This window comes from Streptomyces gardneri, from assembly GCF_006539185.1.
Lineage (GTDB): Bacteria > Actinomycetota > Actinomycetes > Streptomycetales > Streptomycetaceae > Streptomyces > Streptomyces gardneri.
The window spans coordinates 1-17,826 of sequence record NZ_BJMN01000044.1; the positions used below are offsets into that span (position 1 = coordinate 1).

The 17,826-nt window shown below is 73.1% G+C and carries 20 protein-coding genes; 10 read left to right on the plus strand and 10 right to left on the minus strand.

The genetic code is table 11. From position 1 onward, the window contains the following. Positions 1-458: MerR family transcriptional regulator (locus SGA01_RS30160; RefSeq protein ID WP_141300364.1), on the minus strand; the 458-nt coding region annotated here is incomplete at its 3' end. 28 nt (positions 459-486) lie between these two features. Here SGA01_RS30160 and SGA01_RS30165 point away from each other — a divergent pair. Continuing rightward, the gene (locus SGA01_RS30165) at positions 487-1,254 is read left to right on the plus strand and encodes a methyltransferase domain-containing protein (protein ID WP_141300366.1); all 768 of its coding nucleotides are present in this window, start codon (positions 487-489) and stop codon (positions 1,252-1,254) included. 22 nt (positions 1,255-1,276) lie between these two features. On the opposite strand, the gene SGA01_RS30170 is transcribed toward SGA01_RS30165, so the two are convergent. The 4 genes from SGA01_RS30170 to SGA01_RS30185 all read right to left on the minus strand — a co-directional run bounded on the left by SGA01_RS30170 (position 1,277) and on the right by SGA01_RS30185 (position 6,424). Then, positions 1,277-2,848, minus strand: a complete 1,572-nt coding sequence (locus tag SGA01_RS30170) for a serine/threonine-protein kinase (protein ID WP_229917621.1) — start codon at positions 2,846-2,848, stop codon at positions 1,277-1,279. Continuing rightward, positions 2,845-4,407: a serine/threonine-protein kinase gene (locus tag SGA01_RS30175; RefSeq protein WP_141300369.1), complete on the minus strand. Its 1,563-nt coding sequence runs from the start codon at positions 4,405-4,407 to the stop codon at positions 2,845-2,847. The genes SGA01_RS30170 and SGA01_RS30175 overlap by 4 nt, the downstream gene beginning before the upstream one ends. 123 nt (positions 4,408-4,530) lie before the next feature. Next, positions 4,531-5,415, minus strand: coding sequence for a transglutaminase family protein (locus tag SGA01_RS30180; RefSeq protein ID WP_141300371.1), 885 nt, complete (start codon positions 5,413-5,415; stop codon positions 4,531-4,533). Between the two features lie 7 nt (positions 5,416-5,422). Beyond that, a complete protein-coding gene (locus tag SGA01_RS30185; RefSeq protein ID WP_141300373.1) occupies positions 5,423-6,424 on the minus strand; it encodes a GNAT family N-acetyltransferase in 1,002 nt (333 codons plus the stop codon). A gap of 112 nt (positions 6,425-6,536) precedes the next feature. On the opposite strand from SGA01_RS30185, the gene fdxA reads away from it, so the two are divergent. Both fdxA and SGA01_RS30195 read left to right on the plus strand, forming a co-directional pair. Beyond that, a complete protein-coding gene (fdxA, locus tag SGA01_RS30190; RefSeq protein ID WP_015035968.1) occupies positions 6,537-6,857 on the plus strand; it encodes a ferredoxin in 321 nt (106 codons plus the stop codon). 85 nt (positions 6,858-6,942) lie between these two features. Continuing rightward, the gene (locus SGA01_RS30195) at positions 6,943-8,037 is read left to right on the plus strand and encodes a bifunctional succinyldiaminopimelate transaminase/glutamate-prephenate aminotransferase (protein ID WP_141300375.1); all 1,095 of its coding nucleotides are present in this window, start codon (positions 6,943-6,945) and stop codon (positions 8,035-8,037) included. A gap of 69 nt (positions 8,038-8,106) precedes the next feature. Here the strand turns inward: SGA01_RS30195 and SGA01_RS30200 are convergent, their stop codons facing one another. After that, a complete protein-coding gene (locus tag SGA01_RS30200) occupies positions 8,107-8,559 on the minus strand; it encodes an ATP-binding protein (protein ID WP_141300377.1) in 453 nt (150 codons plus the stop codon). A 302-nt stretch (positions 8,560-8,861) separates the two neighbouring features. Beyond that, complete coding sequence (locus tag SGA01_RS30205) at positions 8,862-9,863, minus strand: VldE C-terminal domain-containing protein (protein WP_141300379.1); 1,002 nt, start codon at positions 9,861-9,863, stop codon at positions 8,862-8,864. A gap of 29 nt (positions 9,864-9,892) precedes the next feature. On the opposite strand from SGA01_RS30205, the gene dapE reads away from it, so the two are divergent. Together dapE and SGA01_RS30215 are read left to right on the plus strand one after the other, a co-directional pair. Beyond that, entirely contained in the window at positions 9,893-10,987 is a 1,095-nt protein-coding gene (dapE, locus tag SGA01_RS30210; RefSeq protein ID WP_141300381.1) for a succinyl-diaminopimelate desuccinylase, read from the plus strand. Positions 10,988-11,071: 84 nt separating this feature from the next. Further along, positions 11,072-11,821, plus strand: coding sequence for an LOG family protein (locus SGA01_RS30215; RefSeq protein WP_141300383.1), 750 nt, complete (start codon positions 11,072-11,074; stop codon positions 11,819-11,821). A 154-nt stretch (positions 11,822-11,975) separates the two neighbouring features. On the opposite strand, the gene folP is transcribed toward SGA01_RS30215, so the two are convergent. After that, positions 11,976-12,836 carry a dihydropteroate synthase gene (gene folP / locus SGA01_RS30220; protein WP_055641482.1) on the minus strand — a complete coding sequence of 287 codons (861 nt, stop codon included), beginning with the start codon at positions 12,834-12,836 and terminating at the stop codon, positions 11,976-11,978. 102 nt (positions 12,837-12,938) lie between these two features. On the opposite strand from folP, the gene SGA01_RS30225 reads away from it, so the two are divergent. Beyond that, positions 12,939-13,265 carry a hypothetical protein gene (locus SGA01_RS30225; protein WP_141300385.1) on the plus strand — a complete coding sequence of 109 codons (327 nt, stop codon included), beginning with the start codon at positions 12,939-12,941 and terminating at the stop codon, positions 13,263-13,265. Beyond that, the gene (locus SGA01_RS30230) at positions 13,262-13,849 is read left to right on the plus strand and encodes a DNA-3-methyladenine glycosylase I (RefSeq protein WP_141300387.1); all 588 of its coding nucleotides are present in this window, start codon (positions 13,262-13,264) and stop codon (positions 13,847-13,849) included. The genes SGA01_RS30225 and SGA01_RS30230 overlap by 4 nt, the downstream gene beginning before the upstream one ends. Positions 13,850-13,869: 20 nt before the next feature. Here the strand turns inward: SGA01_RS30230 and chcB are convergent, their stop codons facing one another. After that, positions 13,870-14,673, minus strand: a complete 804-nt coding sequence (gene chcB, locus SGA01_RS30235) for a 2-cyclohexenylcarbonyl CoA isomerase (protein ID WP_141300389.1) — start codon at positions 14,671-14,673, stop codon at positions 13,870-13,872. Positions 14,674-14,985: 312 nt separating this feature from the next. Between chcB and SGA01_RS30240 the strand changes: the two genes are divergently transcribed. Continuing rightward, positions 14,986-15,153 (plus strand): DUF3117 domain-containing protein, encoded by a 168-nt coding sequence (locus tag SGA01_RS30240; RefSeq protein WP_017239934.1) that lies wholly within the window; start codon positions 14,986-14,988, stop codon positions 15,151-15,153. 125 nt (positions 15,154-15,278) lie between these two features. Here SGA01_RS30240 and SGA01_RS30245 read toward each other — a convergent pair whose 3' ends face one another. Next, entirely contained in the window at positions 15,279-15,944 is a 666-nt protein-coding gene (locus SGA01_RS30245) for an O-methyltransferase (RefSeq protein WP_055641478.1), read from the minus strand. A gap of 142 nt (positions 15,945-16,086) precedes the next feature. Between SGA01_RS30245 and sigE the strand changes: the two genes are divergently transcribed. Next, positions 16,087-16,845: an RNA polymerase sigma factor SigE gene (gene sigE, locus SGA01_RS30250; protein ID WP_079037420.1), complete on the plus strand. Its 759-nt coding sequence runs from the start codon at positions 16,087-16,089 to the stop codon at positions 16,843-16,845. Then, a complete protein-coding gene (locus SGA01_RS30255) occupies positions 16,842-17,780 on the plus strand; it encodes an anti-sigma factor family protein (protein ID WP_174867547.1) in 939 nt (312 codons plus the stop codon). Before sigE ends, SGA01_RS30255 begins: the two co-directional genes overlap by 4 nt. Positions 17,781-17,826 lie beyond the last annotated feature (46 nt).

Here is a 17,826-nt window from a genome sequence, read left to right on the forward strand (position 1 = left end):
CGGGAGCCGGCGCGCGACGCGGGGGGTGGGCCACCCGCCCCGCGAGCCGCGGTCACCCGCTCGAAGTGGGCGCACCCGGTGATGTCCTCGTGGTCGCAGCCGAGGGCGCATTCGACGAGTGCGAGGGAGGCCTGCGCGGCCGCGATGCGGGCGCGAAGCGCCTCGGCCTCCTCGCGGAGGGTGTCCCGTCGCTTCGCGGTGTCGGAGGTGGCGACCAGGGTGCGGATGGTCTCCAGGGAGAGCCCCACCTCCTTGGCGCGCAGGATGACGGCGACGCGGGTGACGTCGGCGGCGCCGTAGCGGCGGTGGCCGACGGCGTCACGTGCCGGAGCGAGCAGCCCCATCGCCTCCCAGTGCCGCAGCACATGGGTGGCCAGACCGAAGCGTTCGGCGAGGGCGCCGATGCCGATCGGCGCACGCTCGCCGTCGTCCGGCGTCCTGGGCTCGCTTGACTTCATGCCGACATTAAGTCCCAGCCTTGGGCTCATGACCAGAGACACGGATCGGACAGGACCGCCGCCGGACCTCGTCGCACTGCTCGACGCGGCCGATCGACTGCCGGGCGCCGAGGAACTGAGGGCCCTGTCCTACGGCCTGCTCGGCGCCGCACCCGGAACGTCCGTGGTGGACGTGGGGTGCGGCGCCGGACGGGCCGTGGCGGAACTGGCCGAACGGGGTGTGCGGGCCGTCGGAGTGGACCCGAGCGAGCGGATGATCGCCGTCGCCCGCGGCCGGTGGCCACGGGCGGACTTCCGGATCGCGGGGGCGTACGAACTGCCGCTGCCGGACGCCTCGGTGGACGGCTACCGGGCGGACAAGGTGTTCCACGTGCTGGCCGAGCCGGAGCGGGCGCTGGCGGAGGCCCGCAGGGTGCTCGTGCCCGGCGGGCGGATCGTGCTGACCGGCCAGGACTGGGACACCTTCGTCGTCGACTCCGACGATCCGGCGCTCACCCGCACGATCGTGCACGCCCGGGCCGACCTGATCGTCGGCCCGCGGGCCGCCCGCCGCTACCGCAACCTCCTGCTGGACGCCCGCTTCGGCGAGGTGACGGTCGAGGTCCGCACCGGCGTGTTCACCGGACCGGTGATGCTCCCGCTGCTCACCGGGCTGGCCGAAGGAGCCTGCTCCACCGGTGCCGTCACCCGTGCGCGGACGGACCGCTGGGTCGCCGAGCAGCGTGCGCGGGCCGAGGCCGACCGCCTCTTCCTGGCACTGCCGATGTTCGTGGCGGCGGCCACGGCTCCGGGCTGACGTCTCCCGGGGCGCCGCTCCCTCAGGTGCTCGGCATCGCCGCGAAGGCCGCCTGCGAGATCGTCCTGGCCTCCTGCTCGCACGTCTCGGCCGGGTGTCTCTCGCCGCCCAGGGACACGTCCACGATCAGGTTCCCCTTGCGGGCGTAGAGCGTGCAGGTCGTCTGGCCGTCGCTCGGGGCGCTCCAGAAGGCCTCGTCGGCGAAGGGGAGGCTCGTCTCGCGTTCGCCCTCCGCGTCGTCCGCGAACTCGTCCTCCTGGCGCTCCGTCGCGTTCTCGTCCGTGCCCGCGCTGCGGCGCAGTTCCCAGCGGACCATGGCGTGCGAGTAGAAGCTCCAGCCGTCCTTCTGCGTCTCGTCCTTGTCGTTCCAGGAGCAGCTGGTCGTCGCCGAGTCCGAGTACTCGGTGTACGTGTCCCGGGTGGGGTTGCGTCCCGTGAGCGGGAGCTTCGGGGCGACCTCCGCGCAGACCGGCATCGCCAGGTACGCGTCCGGCGGGCCGGCCAACAGCTCGCTGTCCTTCAGGGACCACCACGCGCCGGCGCCGAGGACGCACAGGGCGACGACGGCGGCGACGGCGACCGGGCCCCGGCGGCGCCGCCCGGGGCTCGTGGGGGTGACCCGGGTGACGACCGCCGTCGGGGTCGCGGCCCTGCCTCTGCCGGGAGGGACGACCACCGTGCGTTCGGGGTCGTCGTCGTGGCGGGTGAGCAGGTGGTCGACGGAGCGCTGCTGGTCGTCGATCATCGCGTGGACGGCGGGCGGCCACGGCCGGGTCGTCGGGGCCGCCGGGCCCAGTGCGGCGAGGAGCTGCGTGGGGGTGGGCCGGGCCGTCGGGTCCTTGGCCAGGCACGAGGCCAGGAGGCCGGCCAGTTCCGGCGGTACGGCGGCGAGGTCGGGTTCCGTGTGGACGACGTTGTAGAGGGACTGGAGGGTCGAGGGGCCCGCGAACGGGCTCGTGCCCGTCGCCGCGAGCGCCAGGACCGAGCCGAGCGAGAACACGTCGCTCGCCGGGGTGAGCTCCTTGCCCTCGGCCTGCTCGGGCGACATGAAGGCGGGGGAGCCGACGACCAGCCCTGTTCCGGTGAGCTCGGTGACGTTCCCGGCCTCGGCGATCCGCGCGATGCCGAAGTCGATGACCCGGGCGCCGTCCCCCGAGAGCAGGACGTTCTCCGGCTTCAGGTCGCGGTGGACGATCCCGGCCCGGTGGATCTCGTCCAGGGCCGTCGCGAGCTGCACGGCGAGGCGCCGTACGGTCTCGACGGGCAGGGTGCCGGTCCGTTCCACGGCCGCCCCGAGCGAGGGTCCGGTGACGAACACGGAGGCGAGCCAGGGGACGGGCGCGTCCGCGTCGGCGGCCATCACGGCGGCCGTACAGGCGCCGGACACCTTGCGCGAGGTGTCGACCTCGCGGTGGAACCGGGCGCGGAAGTCCTCGTCGTGGGCGAACCGGGCGTGCACCTGCTTCACGGCGGCGAGCCGCCCGTCGGGCGAGGCGCCGAGGTAGACGCGGCCCATGCCGCCGCGGCCGAGCTCGGCGAGGAGCCGGTAGGGGCCGGCCTCGCGGGGGTCGGTGGGGCCCAGAGGACGGGTCACTGCGCCGCCGCCTTCTTCCCTACGAGCGCGACGGCCTGCTTCGCACTCTTCTCGGTGAGGGCCTCACAGGTGCCCAGGGGGTAGTTGGGGCCCTTCACCTGGACGAAGAGCTCCAGGTTGACGTCCCGGGCGTACAGCACGCAGTGGCCGTCGGGCTTGTACCAGAGCGCCTCCTCGACGAAGTCGAGGTGGGAGACCCGCTGGGTGCTGCCGCGCATGTACATGCCCTCGTAGCGCGCCTTCGCGCCTTCGGCGCCGGCGGGGCCGCCCGGCTTGCTGCGGTAGAGGTCCCAGACCACGACGATCTGGTCGCCGGAGCGGGTGTTCCAGGTGCACTGGTTCGACGTGGCGCCGTCGTACTGGGTGTGCGGGGGCCCGCCGTCCTGGACCCGCTGCTGGGTGAACCCGGCCGGCACCTCCATCTTCGGGCGCAGCTGCGTGCAGGAGGGGATGGGCCCCACGTACGTGTCGGCCACCTGGCTCAGCGGGACGTTCCCCGGCGTCGGCACGGGCTCGTCGACGAACGCGTAGTACACGTCGTCCGCCCAGCCGTTCACCGCGAACAGCGCCCCGGTGACCGCGAGGACCCCGGCGGTGACGGCGGCGACCGTCCAGCGCCGGCGGCCCCGGCTCCGTACCCGGGGGAGGGGAGCGGGCGCGGGGGCGGCCGGCGGGGCCTGGCTCACCAGCCGGGCGACCTCCGCCGACTGAACCGCGATCCGCCGGTGCACGGCCTCCGGCCAGGGCCGTGTCGACGGCGCCACCGGCCCGATCAGGGCCGGGAGGTCCTGCGGGGAGGGGCGGGCGGCGGGGTCCTTGGCGAGGCACGCCCCGAGGAGGTCGCGCAGCCCCGGCGGTACGGCGCCGAGGTCGGGTTCCTCGTGGGCGATGCTGTACATCAGGGCGGGGGCCGAGGTGCCGTTGAACGGTGTCTTCCCCGTACAGGCCACGACCAGGGTGGCGCCGAGCGCGAAGATGTCGGCGGCGGGCGTCGAAGCCCCGCCGGTGATCTGCTCGGGCGCCATGAACGCGGGGGAGCCGATGAGCGCGCCCGTGTGCGTGAGCTTCGTCAGGTGGTCGCCCGCCCGGGCGATGCCGAAGTCGATCACCCTGACGCCGTCGTCGGTGAGCATCACGTTCGACGGCTTCAGGTCCCGGTGGACGAGGCCCATGCGGTGGATGTCGGCGAGCGCCTGGGCGAGGCCGGCGGCCAGCTGCCGTACCGCCTCCTCGGGCAGGAAGCCGTCCGCGAGGACGTCGCTCAGCGGGAGCCCGGGGAGGAAGAGCGAGGCGAGCCAGGGTGTCGGGGCGTCCGGGTCGGCGTCGACCACGGGCGCCGTGTAGGCGCCGGACACCCGGCGCGAGGCGTCGACCTCGCGTCGGAACCGGGACCGGAAGCCCTCGTCGTCGGCCAGCTCGGCGTGCACCTGCTTGACGGCGACCAGGCTGCCGTTCGGCGCGACACCGAGCAGGACCCGGCCCATGCCGCCCTGCCCGAGCACCGCGACCGTACGGAACGGCCCCACCTGTGTCGGGTCGTTCGGCGTCCATGGACGCATGTGATCACCTCCCCCGTGAACGGGAAGGGATCCTAGTCGCGGTGGCGGCGGATCACTCCGGAATCCCGGCGTGATCCGCAAGACACCCACGGGCGGGGCGAGTTCGGCACCGTGTGATCGTGTTCAGTTCAGGCGGGCCCTCGCCGCCAGTGCCCGGCGACGGATCGTCGTCGCCGACTCCGGGTCCACCGCGTCCATCACCCGCGCGTACGCCTCCATCTCCGCCGCGCCGGAGAGGAACTCGCCCCGCTGGACGAGCAGTTCCGCACGCTCGTAGCGCAGCCGCGCCGGGTGGGAGGGCAGCAGCAGGGCGAGCTCCACGGCCCACAGGCCCACGTCGGAGCGCTCGGGGCGGGGGGCCGCCCAGGCGCGGATGTTGTTGAGGACGCGCAGCACGATCGCGCCGGGCTCGGCCGGCCGGAGCATGGAGCGGTCGAGGGCCTCGCCCGTCGCGCTCGCCACGAGCAGCTCCGCGTCCGGGCCCGTCAGGGGCCGGCCGCCGGAGAAGGGGTCGGCGAGGTTCAGGTCGGCGGGGTCGCCGAACCCGACGACGAAGTGACCCGGCAGGCCGAGCCCGTACACGGGGGCACCGGCCCGGCGGGCGACCTCCATCCAGACGACGGAGAGCAGGATCGGCAGGCCCCGGCGGCGGCGCAGCACCTCGTGCAGGAGCGAGGACTCCAGGCGCTGGTAGTCGGCGGGCACGCCCTCGAAGCCCTCGCGGTGGCCGAGGAGCGCGGCGAGCTCGGCGGCCCAGGCGCCGGTGGCGCGGGTGGCGTACGGGATGAGCCCGGCGAGGCGGTCGAGCTCGATCTCGGCCTCGTCGATGACGTGCCGGGTGACGGTCGGGTCGGCCACCGCCCCGACGAGCAGACAGAGCCGGGCGAGGTCGGGCCGCTCGGCCCGGGCCTCCTCGGCGAATTCCCGACGCCAGTCGGGTTCGTCCTCCGGCGGTCCGTCGCCCGCCCGTGCGTCCGGTCCGTCGGATCCGGCTCCGTGCTCGGTCACGCCTCCGTCACGCCTCCGCCCATCGGTAGTGGTGGTAGTGGTGGTGGACCGCGAAGCCCATCCCGTCGTACAACGCCCGGGCGCCGTCGTTGTCCGCCTCCACCTGGAGCCAGGCCGCCGACGCGCCCTCGTCGAGCGCCTGCCGGGCGAGTGCCGTCATGACGGTCGTCGCCAGGCCCTGCCGTCGGAGGGCGGGGTCGACCTCGACGGCCATGAAGCCCGCCCAGCGGCCGTCGACCACACAGCGCCCGATCGCCGCCGGTACCTCTCCCGTGCCCGCCACGGACGCGAACCACACACTCGGACCGGAGCCGAGGACGGGCCGTACCGCCGGGTTCGGTTCTCCGAAGCGCTGGTAGCGGCGCAGCCACGCGTCGTCGAGCGTGCGCGAGAGGCGTACGCCGGAGATGTCGGAGTCCAGGTCGCCGATCGGGGCGAGCGCCGCGATCCGGACCTCGGCGGAGACCTCGCGCCGCCAGCCGTGCCGGTCGAGCGCCGCGCCCAGCAGCTCCTGGGTGCCCTCGGCGCCGGTCGCCGTCTGGATGTACGCGGGGAGCTTCCGGGCCGCGTACCACTCGCGTACGCGGGTGAGGGCGTCCGGCACGGGGAGTCCGGGATCGCCGAGCGGCAGTGCGGAGTTGGCACGGCGGGTGAATCCGGCGGCGGCCCGCAGGGTCCATTCGCCGAGCGGCTCGCTCTCGACCGGCTGCCAGGCGCGCGCGGTGGCCCGGGCCAGCTCCGGGAAGGTCGCCGAGGGGCCCCTTCGGCGGGCCGGAGCGGGGGGTACGACCTTCCCCGCGACGAGGGAGGTTTCCGCGATCCGGACGGTTTCCCCGCTCTTTCGTGTGATCACCACCACACCGGAGTTCCATGATGTGAGCACTCCGACCGCGTCGGTGAACCTCCCGCCCGGCGCGGCGGAGTCTGTCACGTACCGAACGGAGACACGTTTTCCCACGTCAGCGCTGGTGATTCGGACCTCGAGAAGTCCTCCGCCGGTCAATTCCACAGCTTCTCCGCCCCTCCTGTTCGGATCGCCCCCAAGAACGGAGATACTAGGTGCGGGCATCGACGACGCCGCGCTCCCGCGCAGACCAGCCCTATCGAGGAGGAACGACAGCGTGACCTACGTCATCGCGCAGCCTTGTGTCGACGTGAAGGACAAGGCGTGCATCGAGGAGTGCCCCGTCGACTGCATCTACGAGGGCAAGCGGTCCTTGTACATCCACCCGGACGAATGCGTCGACTGCGGGGCCTGTGAGCCGGTCTGCCCGGTTGAGGCGATCTTCTACGAGGACGACACTCCGGAGGAGTGGAAGGACTACTACAAGGCGAACGTCGAGTTCTTCGACGAGCTCGGTTCGCCCGGTGGTGCCTCCAAGCTCGGCGAGATCGAGCGTGACCACCCCTTCATCGCCGCCCTGCCGCCGCAGAACGGCTGATCGACCGCTTCCGGTCCCGTACGGCGTCGGTCGCTGTACGGGACCGAGGCGTTTTCCCGTACGTACAGGAAGTGAGAGCCAACCCGTGAGCGCAGTCTCTTCGCGCCTGCCCGTCTTCCCCTGGGACAAGCTGGAGCCGTACAAGAAGACGGCCCTGGCGCACCCGGACGGAATCGTGGACCTCTCGGTCGGCACGCCCGTCGACCCGGTCCCCGCGCTGATCCAGGACGCCCTGGTCGCGGCGGCGGACTCGCCGGGCTATCCCACGGTGTGGGGGACGAAAGAGCTGCGGGACGCGCTCACCGGCTGGTGCGAACGGCGTCTCGGCGCGGTGGGCTTCGCCCACGAGAACGTGCTGCCGGTGGTCGGCTCCAAGGAGCTCGTCGCCTGGCTGCCGACGCAGCTGGGCCTCGGCGCCGGGGACAAGGTGGCGTACCCCCGCCTGGCCTACCCGACGTACGAGGTCGGCGCGCGGCTCTGCGGCGCCGAGCCGGTCGTCTACGACGACCCGACGGAGCTCGACCCGGCGGGTCTGAAGCTGCTCTGGCTGAACTCCCCGTCCAACCCGACCGGCAAGGTCCTCGGCAAGGACGAGCTGACCCGGATCGTGGCCTGGGCGCGCGAGCACGGCGTCCTCGTCTTCTCCGACGAGTGCTACCTGGAGCTGGGCTGGGAGGCCGACCCGGTCTCCGTCCTGCACCCGGACGTCTGCGGCGGTTCGTACGAGGGCATCGTCGCCGTCCACTCGCTCTCCAAGCGCTCCAACCTGGCCGGCTACCGCGCCGCGTTCATCGCGGGCGACGCGGCCGTCCTCGGCGAGCTGCTCCTGATCCGCAAGCACGGCGGCATGATGACCGCGGCCCCGGTGCAGGCGGCGACGGTCGCGGCGCTCGGCGACGACGCGCACGTGGCCGAGCAGCGGGAGCGGTACGCGGCCCGCCGGGCGGCGCTGCGGGCGGCCCTGGAGGCGCACGGCTTCCGGGTCGAGCACAGCGAGGCGAGCCTGTACCTGTGGGTGACCCGGGACGAGCCGTGCTGGGAGACCGTGGCGTACCTGGCGGACAAGGGCATCCTGGTGGCGCCCGGGGACTTCTACGGCGAGGCCGGGGAGCGGTTCGTGCGGGTGGCGTTCACGGCGACGGACGAGCGCGTCGAGGCGGCCGTGAAGCGCCTCGGCTAGGACGTGCACGCGGGAGGGCCCGGGGAGCAGGCGATGCTCCCCGGGCCCTCACGTGTCTCGGTGCGGAGGTCAGCCGCCGAGCGGCAGGCCGCCCAGGGACGGGGCGGCCGGGAGGCCGCCGCCCAGGGCTCCGGCGGCCGGGCCCTGCGCGCTCTCGCCGGCGGCGCCGGCGGTCTTGCCGACGACCTCGCCGGTGCTGCCGGCGGCCTCGCCGGCCACCTTCTGCGCGGCCGGGGTGGCGGTCTTGCCCGCCGCGCCGACGGACTTGCCGGCGGCCGGGACGGCCGTGCCGACGGCCTCGCTGCCGGTCGCGCCGACGACGCCGGTGGCGGCCTGCGCCCCGCTGTCGACAGCGGTGCCCGCACCGGCGGCGTCCAGGGCGGTGACGCCGCCGAGGGCGCCGGTCGGCGCGATGCTGTGGTCCAGGGCGCTCGCGGAACCGGCCGCACCGACCACGGGGGCTGCTCCGGCCGCGATGAGGAGGGCGGCGCGGGCGATCCGACGGGTCAGGGGGAGGGACATGGTGCTCCTTCGACGAGGTGCGACGAGTGGTGTTCGGACGCAGTGACAACCGGCCCCGGGGTGGGAGAGGTTGCGGCGGTCGAAGGTAAAGGATTGGTAATGCGTCGTATTGTCGGGTGGGGAGGAAAACGGACGAACGCGTCATTGCGAGAGCGTCTGCCGAACCGTCACTTCCCTTGCCCTGCAAGGGAGTTGGGGTGTCGTCGAAGGGTCGGGAAATAACCGCTCGAAGGGTGCGCGAATTTCCTGGGATTCCGTCCGGGCGCATGCCACGGGCGGGTGAACGACCGTACGGGTGATCGCTACCGAGCGAGCCGGATGCGGACCGGTTCCGCCCCCGGGGCCTTGCCGGAGCCGGCGCCGGAAGCCGCGCCGGCCGAGGCCGTGGAGGACTTCTCCCAGCCGCCGGACGGTTCGCTCGCGCGCCAGACCCGGCCCCCGTAAGCGACCTCCGTGACGCGCAGCTCGTCCGCCCGCGCCACCGCCCACTGCGCCAGCTCCCAGCCCCGCCGCTCGTCCGCACCGGCCCCGGGCGCAGCGCCCGACTCCGCCGCCGCCCGGACAGGCACCAAGAGCACCGGCGGCTCCGAGGCCGACCGGCCCGCGCTCGACCCGCCCGTGACCGCCTTGGGCGCCGCCGTCTCGCCGAAGGCCCGCACCAACTCCTTGCGCACCTTCTCCGGATCGCCCGGCGGGCGGCCCTTCACATCGCTCGCCGTACAGGTCAGCGCGGCCGGCGCCCGGCCGGTCAGCGCCGCCGAGAGCAGGGTCGCGTCCGGCTCGTGCTTCGCGTACGCCTGCGGGAAACCGCTCTTCTGCACCTTCTGCGCCGCCACCGTCAGCGGCAGCCGCGAGTACCCCGGGACCTTCTCCAGGCCCTCGTAGAACTTCCCCGCCGAGTACACCGGGTCCATGATCTGCGCCGGCGTCCCCCAGCCCATCGAGGGCCGCTGCTGGAACAGGCCGAGCGAGTCCCGGTCGCCGTGCTCGATGTTCCGCAGCGCCGACTCCTGGAGGGCCGTCGCGAGCGCGATCGTCACCGCGCGCTCCGGGAGCCCCCGGGTGGTGCCGACCGCCGAGATCGTCGCCGCGTTCGACGCCTGGTCCGGCGTGAACTCGTACCGGTTCTCGCCACTGCCGACACTGCACCGCGGCGTGCCCCTGCTCCCCGTCACCTGGTGGAAGGCCACGTACGAGGCCAGGCCGAGGAGCGCGGCGAAGGCGGCCGCGGAGCGGGCGAGACGGCCGCGGCGGGCGGGGCGGCCGCGACGGACGGGGCGGGTGGGCTCGGACACGGGGCCCACCGTACTGGAGGCCGGGTTAGGGTCGGCACATGGCTGACATCACTCCGTACGAGACCCGGCTGGACCTCTCCCAGGACGGGGCCGCGCTCACCGCCGCGCTCGTCGACTTCCCGTCCGTCAGTGGGACGGAGCAGCCGCTCGCGGACGCCATCGAGCAGGCCCTGCGCGCCCTGCCGCACCTCACCGTCGACCGCTACGGCAACAACGTCGTCGCCCGTACGAACCTCGGCCGCGGCGAGCGGGTCGTCCTCGCCGGCCACATCGACACCGTGCCGATCGCCGACAACGTCCCCTCGCGGCTCGACGAGGACGGCATCCTGTGGGGCTGCGGGACCTCCGACATGAAGTCCGGCGTCGCCGTCCAGCTCCGGATCGCCGCCACCGTGCCCGAGCCCAACCGCGACCTCACCTTCGTCTTCTACGACAACGAGGAGGTCGCCGCCGACCTCAACGGCCTCGGGAAGATCGCCGCCGCGCACCCCGACTGGCTGGAGGGCGACTTCGCGGTCCTCCTCGAACCCTCCGACTCCCAGGTCGAGGGCGGCTGCCAGGGCACCCTCCGGGTCATCCTGCACACCGCCGGCGAGCGGGCCCACTCCGCGCGCTCCTGGATGGGCTCCAACGCCATCCACACCGCCTCCCCGATCCTCGCCCGCCTCGCCGCCTACGAGCCCCGCAAGCCGGTCATCGACGGCCTGGAGTACCACGAGGGCCTCAACGCCGTGGCGATCCAGGGCGGCGTCGCCACCAACGTCATCCCCGACGCCTGCACGGTCACGGTCAACTACCGGTACGCCCCCGACCGCTCCCCGGCCGAGGCCCTCGCCTACGTCCGCGAGTTCTTCGACGGCTGCGACATCGCCGAGTTCGTCGTCGACGACGAGAGCCCCGGCGCCCTGCCCGGCCTCTCCCACCCGGCGGCCGAGGCCTTCATGAAGGCCGTCGGCGGCAGCGCCCAGCCCAAGTTCGGCTGGACCGACGTCTCCCGCTTCAGCGCGCTCGGCGTGCCCGCCGTCAACTACGGGCCCGGCGACCCCATCTACGCGCACAAGCGCGACGAGCACGTCCCCGTCGACAGGATCCACCACTGCGAGGCACGCCTCCGCGACTGGCTGACTGCCTGACTTCCGTAATTTCGCGTTTCGTCACCTCTGTCGTCCTACGCTGACCGGACCAGAAGATCAGTGGATCGGCGGAGGGAGCAGGCCATGGGCATTCCCGAGGGAATGGCGAAGCCCGAGGAGCAGCGTCTGGGGCCGGTGCTGAGGCGCAGGGACCAGGTCCAGTCGGGCACCACGGACCAGCGGCTGCTCGACACCGAGGGCGACTCGGAGTGGGTGCACACGGACCCCTGGAGGGTCATGCGCATCCAGTCCGAGTTCGTCGAGGGCTTCGGAGCCCTCGCCGAACTGCCGAGCGCGATCAGCGTCTTCGGCTCGGCCCGCACGCAGCCGGACTCGCCCGAGTACGAGGCCGGCGTCCGGATCGGCCGGGCGCTCGTCGAGGCCGGCTTCGCGGTCATCACGGGCGGCGGCCCGGGCGCCATGGAAGCGGCCAACAAGGGGGCCAGGGAGGCCAAGGGCGTCTCCGTGGGCCTCGGGATCGAGCTCCCCTTCGAGCAGGGGCTCAACCAGCACGTCGACATCGGCGTGAACTTCCGCTACTTCTTCGTCCGCAAGACGATGTTCGTGAAGTACGCGCAGGGCTTCGTCGTCCTGCCCGGCGGCCTCGGCACCCTCGACGAGCTCTTCGAGGCGCTGACCCTGGTCCAGACCCGCAAGGTCACCCGCTTCCCGATCGTCCTCTTCGGCACGGAGTACTGGAAGGGGCTCGTCGACTGGCTCCGCGACTCGGTCGTCGCGGGCGGCAAGGCCTCGGAGCGGGATCTGCTCCTCTTCCACGTCACGGACGACGTGGAAGAGGCGGTGGCGCTCGTCACGAAGGAGACGGGCAAGTAGGAGAAACCAGCCCGTCTGGGGGTCCCCCCACGCCCCCCAGGGCGTAGGGGGAGTTTGAGGACCGGGGTCCGGGGCCGAGCCCCGGTTTCGGGAAGGGGCGGGGTGGGGGAGAGCCCGCCGCAGGCGCCCCCACCCCCTCCCGCACCCGGCCCGACTACGCGAGCCCGCGCCGGGCCACGGCGGGAGGCCGGTGCCCGGCAATGGACGCCACCATGTCCAGGACCTGCCGGGTCTCCGCGACCTCGTGCACCCGGTACACCTGCGCACCGAGCCAGGCGGAGACGGCGGTCGTCGCCAGCGTCCCGAGGACCCGCTCCTTCACCGGCCGGTCCAGCGTCTCCCCGACGAAGTCCTTGTTCGACAGGGACACCAGCACCGGCCACCCCGTCTCCGCCATCTCGCCGAGCCGCCGCGTCGCCTCCAGGCTGTGCCGGGTGTTCTTCCCGAAGTCGTGCCCCGGGTCGATCATGATCGCGTCGCGCCGGACCCCCAGCGCCACCGCACGCTCCGCGAGCCCGACCGTGACGCGCAGGATGTCGGCCATCACGTCCTCGTACTCCACCCGGTGCGGCCGCGTCCGCGGCTCCGCCCCGCCGGCGTGCGTACAGACGAGCCCCGCGCCGTACTTCGCGGCCACCTCCGCGAGCCCGGGGTCGACCCCGCCCCACGCGTCGTTCAGGACGTCCGCCCCGGCCTCGCAGACCGCCGCGCCGACATCCGCCCGCCAGGTGTCCACGCTGATCACCACGTCGGGGTGGCGCCTGCGGACCTCGGCGACGAAACCGACCGTCCGCCGGGCCTCCTCCTCGGCCGTGACCTCCTCGCCGGGGCCCGCCTTCACCCCGCCGATGTCGATGATCGCCGCGCCCTCGGCCACGGCCTGCTCGACGCGGGCGAGTGCGGGCTCGTCCCGGAAGGTGGCGCCCTGGTCGTAGAAAGAATCCGGGGTCCGGTTCACGATCGCCATGATCACCGGCTCGTGCGGCCCGAATTCACGCCGTCCCAAGCGCAGCATCCCTTTTGTCCTCCCTCGCGTACGTTCGCTGCGACCCTAACCGTCAGTGGCGCATGGCACGATCGGCACGGGACGAATTCCACTCCGGGAAGAGGCGCGCAGGTGTTCTGGTTTCTGCTCATCACGATGGTCGTGGTCGTGGCCGCGGTGACTCTGGCGGTGGTCGGCGGAGGCGACAGCGAGGTGCTGCCGGAGGTGGCGCCCGAGCAGCTCGTCGACCCCCTCCCGGCGGCCCGCCCGGTCGACCGCGCCGACGTCGAGGCGCTCCGCCTCCCCGTCGCGGTCCGCGGCTACCGGATGGCGGACGTGGACGACGTCCTGGTCCGCCTCGGCGCCGAGCTCGCCGAGCGGGACGCGCGGATCGCCGAGCTGGAGGGCGCGCTCGCGGGCGCCGCCGGCAGCGGTGACGCAGAGGACGAGCACTCATGACCGAGGGCGGGGCCGTCCCCGGCCCCGACGGGCGACCGCGCTGCCCCTGGGGCCTGTCGACCGAGGACTACGTGGCGTACCACGACGAGGAGTGGGGCCGCCCGGTCCACGGCGACGACGAACTCTTCGAGCGGCTCTGCCTGGAGGCCTTCCAGTCCGGCCTGTCCTGGATCACGATCCTGCGCCGCCGCGAGGGCTTCCGGCGCGCCTTCGACGGCTTCCGCATCGCCTCCGTCGCCGGCTTCGGCGAGACCGACCGGGAGCGGCTCCTCGCCGACGAGGGCATCATCCGCAACCGCGCCAAGGTCGACGCGACCCTGGCCAACGCCAAGCTGCTCGCCACCTGGTCCCCGGGCGAGCTCGACTCCCTGATCTGGTCGTACGCCCCCGATCCGGCCGGCCGCCCGGCCCCGCGCTCGGTCTCCGAGGTCCCGGCGGTCACGGACGAGTCCACGGCCCTCGCCAAGGCCCTCAAGAAGCGCGGCATCCGGTTCGTCGGCCCCACGACGGCCTACGCCCTGATGCAGGCCTGCGGCCTCGTCGACGACCACGTGGAGGGATGCGTGGCCCGGGGCGGGAAGTAGCCCCGGGCCACGCACGAGCCCTAGCGGCCCAGGTACTTCGGCTTCTCCTTGGCGATGAAGGCGCGGACCGCGATCGTGTGGTCCTCCGAGGCGCCCGCGAGGGACTGGAGCTCGTCCTCCTTCTCCAGGGACTCGGCGAGCGAGTGGTCGGCGCCGTAGGCCAGGGACTCCTTGAGCGCCGCGTAGGCCACCGTCGGGCCCTCCGCGAGGGCGCGGGCCACCTTCGCGGCCTCGGCGGCGAGGTCGGCGGCCGGGACCAGGCGGTTCGCGATGCCGAGCTCGTACGCCTCCTGGGCGGTGATCGAGCGCGGGAAGAGCAGCAGGTCCGAGGCCCGGCTCGCGCCGATCAGCCGGGGCAGCGTCCAGGACATGCCCGAGTCCGAGGTGAGCGCGACGCCCGCGAAGGACGTGTTGAAGGCGGCCGTGTCCGCGACGACCCGGTAGTCCGCCGCGAGCGCGAAGCCGAAGCCCGCACCCGCCGCGACGCTGTTCACGCCCGCCACGACCGGCTTCCGCATGCCGGTGAGGGCCCTGACGATCGGGTTGTAGTGGTCGCGGACCGTGTTCATGGTCTCGCGCGTGCCGGACTCCTGGTCCGCCATGAGCAGACCCACGTGCTCCTTGAGGTCCTGCCCGACGCAGAACGCCCGGTCGCCGGCCGCGGTGAGCAGGACGGCCCGTACAGCGGTGTCCGCCGCGGCTGTTTCCGCGGCGTCCCGGAGCGCGACCTTCGCCGCCACGTTCATCGCGTTCATGGCCTCGGGCCGGTTGAGCGTGATGGTGGCGAGCCCGTCGCTCACCTCGTACAGCACCGTGTCGGCCATGGGGTTCCCTTCGCCTCTTTGCGTGGTTGACGTGCCCAGCATGGCGGAGATCACCCGCACCGCACATGTGAGCTGCGTCAAAGAAATCCGGCCGTCGGTGGGATCCGAGGCGGCGCAGTATCGCAGCCGGATCGCCGAAATGTGGGGTTTTGAGAGAGCGCGTTGCGCAAGCGATGCAGATCGATGTTGGTCATCGGGTCCTGCGATGCGGGATAATGACCTGGAAGCAATGTGTTCGAAGCCGGTGAAGCGTGCTCCACATCAAAGAGCTGCCCGGCTGACGATGAGCTGGTTTCAGGAAGGGGAACAAGCATGGCGGCCATGAAGCCGCGGACGGGTGACGGCCCGCTCGAGGTGACCAAGGAGGGGCGGGGCATCGTCATGCGCGTTCCGCTCGAAGGCGGCGGTCGGCTTGTCGTCGAGCTGACGCCGGGTGAGGCCGAGGCGCTGGGCGACGCCCTGAAGAAGGTTGTCGGCTGACCTGACCCTCGACGATTTCTCGCCACTGCCCCGGGACGGTTCCACCGTGCCGGGGCAGCGGTGTGTCCGGGGTGAGGAAGAGTGACTCCGGGGGAACTTCCGGGGGCTCGGGGCGGCGGGCCGCGTCAGCCGCGGCGTACGGCGCAGAGCAGGCCGTCGCCCACCGGCAGCAGCGAGGGCAGCAGCTCCTGGCTCTCCCGCACCGTGCGCAGCAGCTCGCGGACCCGCAGGACCTCGGCCGGCTGGGCTGCCGAGTCGACCGTCCGGCCGTCCGCGAAGACGCCCTCGAAGCAGACGAGACCCCCAGGTCGCAGCAGGCGCAACGATTCAGCGAGGTAGTCGAGGTACTCCAGGCGGTCGCCGTCGCAGAAGACGAGGTCGTATCCGCCGTCCGCGAGACGCGGCAGGACGTCGAGGGCGCGGCCGGGGATGAACCGGGCCCGGTTGCCGGCGAAGCCCGCCGCGCGGAACGCCGTCTTCGCGAACTGCTGGCGCTCCGGCTGGAGGTCCACCGTCGTCAGGACCCCGTCCGGCCGCATCCCCAGCAGCAGGTAGATGCCCGACACGCCCGTGCCGGTCCCGATCTCCGCCACCGCCTTGGCGTCCGCCGTCGCCGCGAGCAGGCGCAGCGCGCCACCGGTGCCGGGCGACACCGAGGGCAGCCCTGCCTCCCGGGCCCGGTCCCGGGCCCAGCGCAGAGCTTCGTCCTCGGCGACGAAGGCGTCGGCGAACGACCAGCCCGTCTGCCGGTTGGCGGTAATGGCCCTCTCCTGTCCCCGTAGTTGACGCAACGGTGACTGTATCCGCTGTCAGCGGGAACCCGCAGATGGGACCGCACGTTCACTGGGGGTGGGACGCGACCGGCGGCAGCCGGGCGAGCCGGTTCCAAATTCGCGTAAAGATTCTTATCCGGAGCTAACGGGCGAGGTGGCTATGGTAGGGGCTCCACTGGACACCACCAGAGCCGACAGGGGAGGTGCGGCTGCGCCTGTGGATCGGGGAGGAGTGCTTCGGCGTCTTCTCAGGTCGGCGGGTGAGCCGAAATCCGTGACCGACACCGCTGACCGAATCCGCTCCACCGACTCCGCTCCCACCACCGCGACCTTCGCATCGGATGCGGAATCGCAGGCGTGGACTCCGCCCACCTGGGAGGAGATCGTCAGCACGCACAGTGGCCGGGTCTACCGCCTCGCCTACCGCCTCACCGGCAACCAGCACGACGCCGAGGACCTCACCCAGGAGGTCTTCGTCCGCGTCTTCCGCTCGCTGTCGACGTACACGCCGGGCACCTTCGAGGGCTGGCTCCACCGCATCACCACCAATCTCTTCCTCGACATGGTCCGTCGCAAGCAGCGCATCCGTTTCGACGCGCTCGCCGACGACGCCGCCGAGCGGCTGCCCAGCCGTGAGCCGTCGCCGCAGCAGGTGTTCAACGACACCCACTTCGACGCCGACGTGCAGCAGGCCCTGGACACCCTCGCGCCCGAGTTCCGCGCCGCGGTCGTCCTCTGCGACATCGAAGGACTGTCGTACGAGGAGATCGCCGCGACCCTCGGCGTGAAGCTCGGCACCGTCCGCAGCCGGATCCACCGCGGGCGCTCCCACCTGCGCAAGGCGCTCAAGCACCGCTCGCCCGAAGCCCGGGCGGAGCGTGCGCTCGCCTCCGTCGGATGGGAGGCAGGGACAGCGTGAGCGGCACACGTCCCTCGTCGCCGACCCCCGCGGAGCACCACCTCGGGGACCGGCTCGCCGCGCTCGTCGACGGCGAGCTCGGCCACGACGCCCGCGAGCGGGTGCTCGCGCACCTCGCGACCTGCGCACGCTGCAAGGCCGAGGCCGACGCGCAGCGCACCGTCAAGAGCGTCTTCGCCTCCGCGGCGCCCCCGCCCCCCTCGGAGGGCTTCCTCGCCAGGCTCCAGGGGCTCCCCGGGGGACCAGGTGAGCCTTCGGGTGGCTCCGGCGGGCCCGGAGCACCGCGAGGGCCCCTCGAAGAACTGCTCGGCGCGGCGGCGCTGAAGTCCGACGGCTTCGCCACCGCGGCGGTCGTCACCCCGAACGCCCCGCACCCCGGCACCGGCTTCCGGATCCACGAGGTCGGCGACCGCGGCTCCGGCGCGTCCGGGCGCGGCCGGCGCTTCGCCTTCGCGGCGGCCAGCGCGGTCTCTTTCGCGGCGATCGCCCTCGGCGGCACCCTGCCGGTCGAGACCTCGGTCAGCGCGAGCGGACGCGGCGGCCAGGGCACGGGCAGCGCGGTCACCCCGATGCGCGCCACGGCCACGGGCGGCGCCTCGGGCACCACCGCCGCCACACGAGGTACGCGCTCCGGCGAGCGTTCGGGCGCCCAGTCCGTCGCCGAGGAGCCGCTCACCCCGCTCGCGGCCCGTACCGGCGCCCCCGCCGGCCGGGCTCCCGCGGGCACCGTTCCCTCGGGCGCGGTGCCACCGGACGCGGTGCGCTCCGGCAGGGCTCCGCTGGTGGCGGTTCGCCTCCAGAACCAGGCGATGCAGTCGTTCCTGGCCCTCTCGCCGTTCATACGACCGACGGGTCCGGCCCTCGATCTGGCCTTCGCCCCCGGTCCCAGCCCGGCGGCGAGCCCGACGAACGCACCGCTCGGCTCCCACCGCTGACCCGCGACCTGGTTGAATCCAGGGACAGGGGCGCCCGAGCCAGGGG

What these genes read in the sequence shown, in the direction of transcription:
- SGA01_RS30165 (WP_141300366.1), top strand. Translation starts at nt 487, where the DNA reads ATGACCAGAGACACGGATCGGACAGGACCGCCGCCGGACCTCGTCGCA.
- SGA01_RS30175 (WP_141300369.1), bottom strand. Translation starts at nt 4,407, where the DNA reads ATGCGTCCATGGACGCCGAACGACCCGACACAGGTGGGGCCGTTCCGT.
- SGA01_RS30200 (WP_141300377.1), bottom strand. Translation starts at nt 8,559, where the DNA reads ATGTCCCTCCCCCTGACCCGTCGGATCGCCCGCGCCGCCCTCCTCATC.
- dapE (WP_141300381.1), top strand. Translation starts at nt 9,893, where the DNA reads ATGGCTGACATCACTCCGTACGAGACCCGGCTGGACCTCTCCCAGGAC.
- SGA01_RS30215 (WP_141300383.1), top strand. Translation starts at nt 11,072, where the DNA reads ATGGGCATTCCCGAGGGAATGGCGAAGCCCGAGGAGCAGCGTCTGGGG.
- folP (WP_055641482.1), bottom strand. Translation starts at nt 12,836, where the DNA reads ATGCTGCGCTTGGGACGGCGTGAATTCGGGCCGCACGAGCCGGTGATC.
- SGA01_RS30230 (WP_141300387.1), top strand. Translation starts at nt 13,262, where the DNA reads ATGACCGAGGGCGGGGCCGTCCCCGGCCCCGACGGGCGACCGCGCTGC.
- chcB (WP_141300389.1), bottom strand. Translation starts at nt 14,673, where the DNA reads ATGGCCGACACGGTGCTGTACGAGGTGAGCGACGGGCTCGCCACCATC.
- SGA01_RS30240 (WP_017239934.1), top strand. Translation starts at nt 14,986, where the DNA reads ATGGCGGCCATGAAGCCGCGGACGGGTGACGGCCCGCTCGAGGTGACC.
- sigE (WP_079037420.1), top strand. Translation starts at nt 16,087, where the DNA reads ATGGTAGGGGCTCCACTGGACACCACCAGAGCCGACAGGGGAGGTGCG.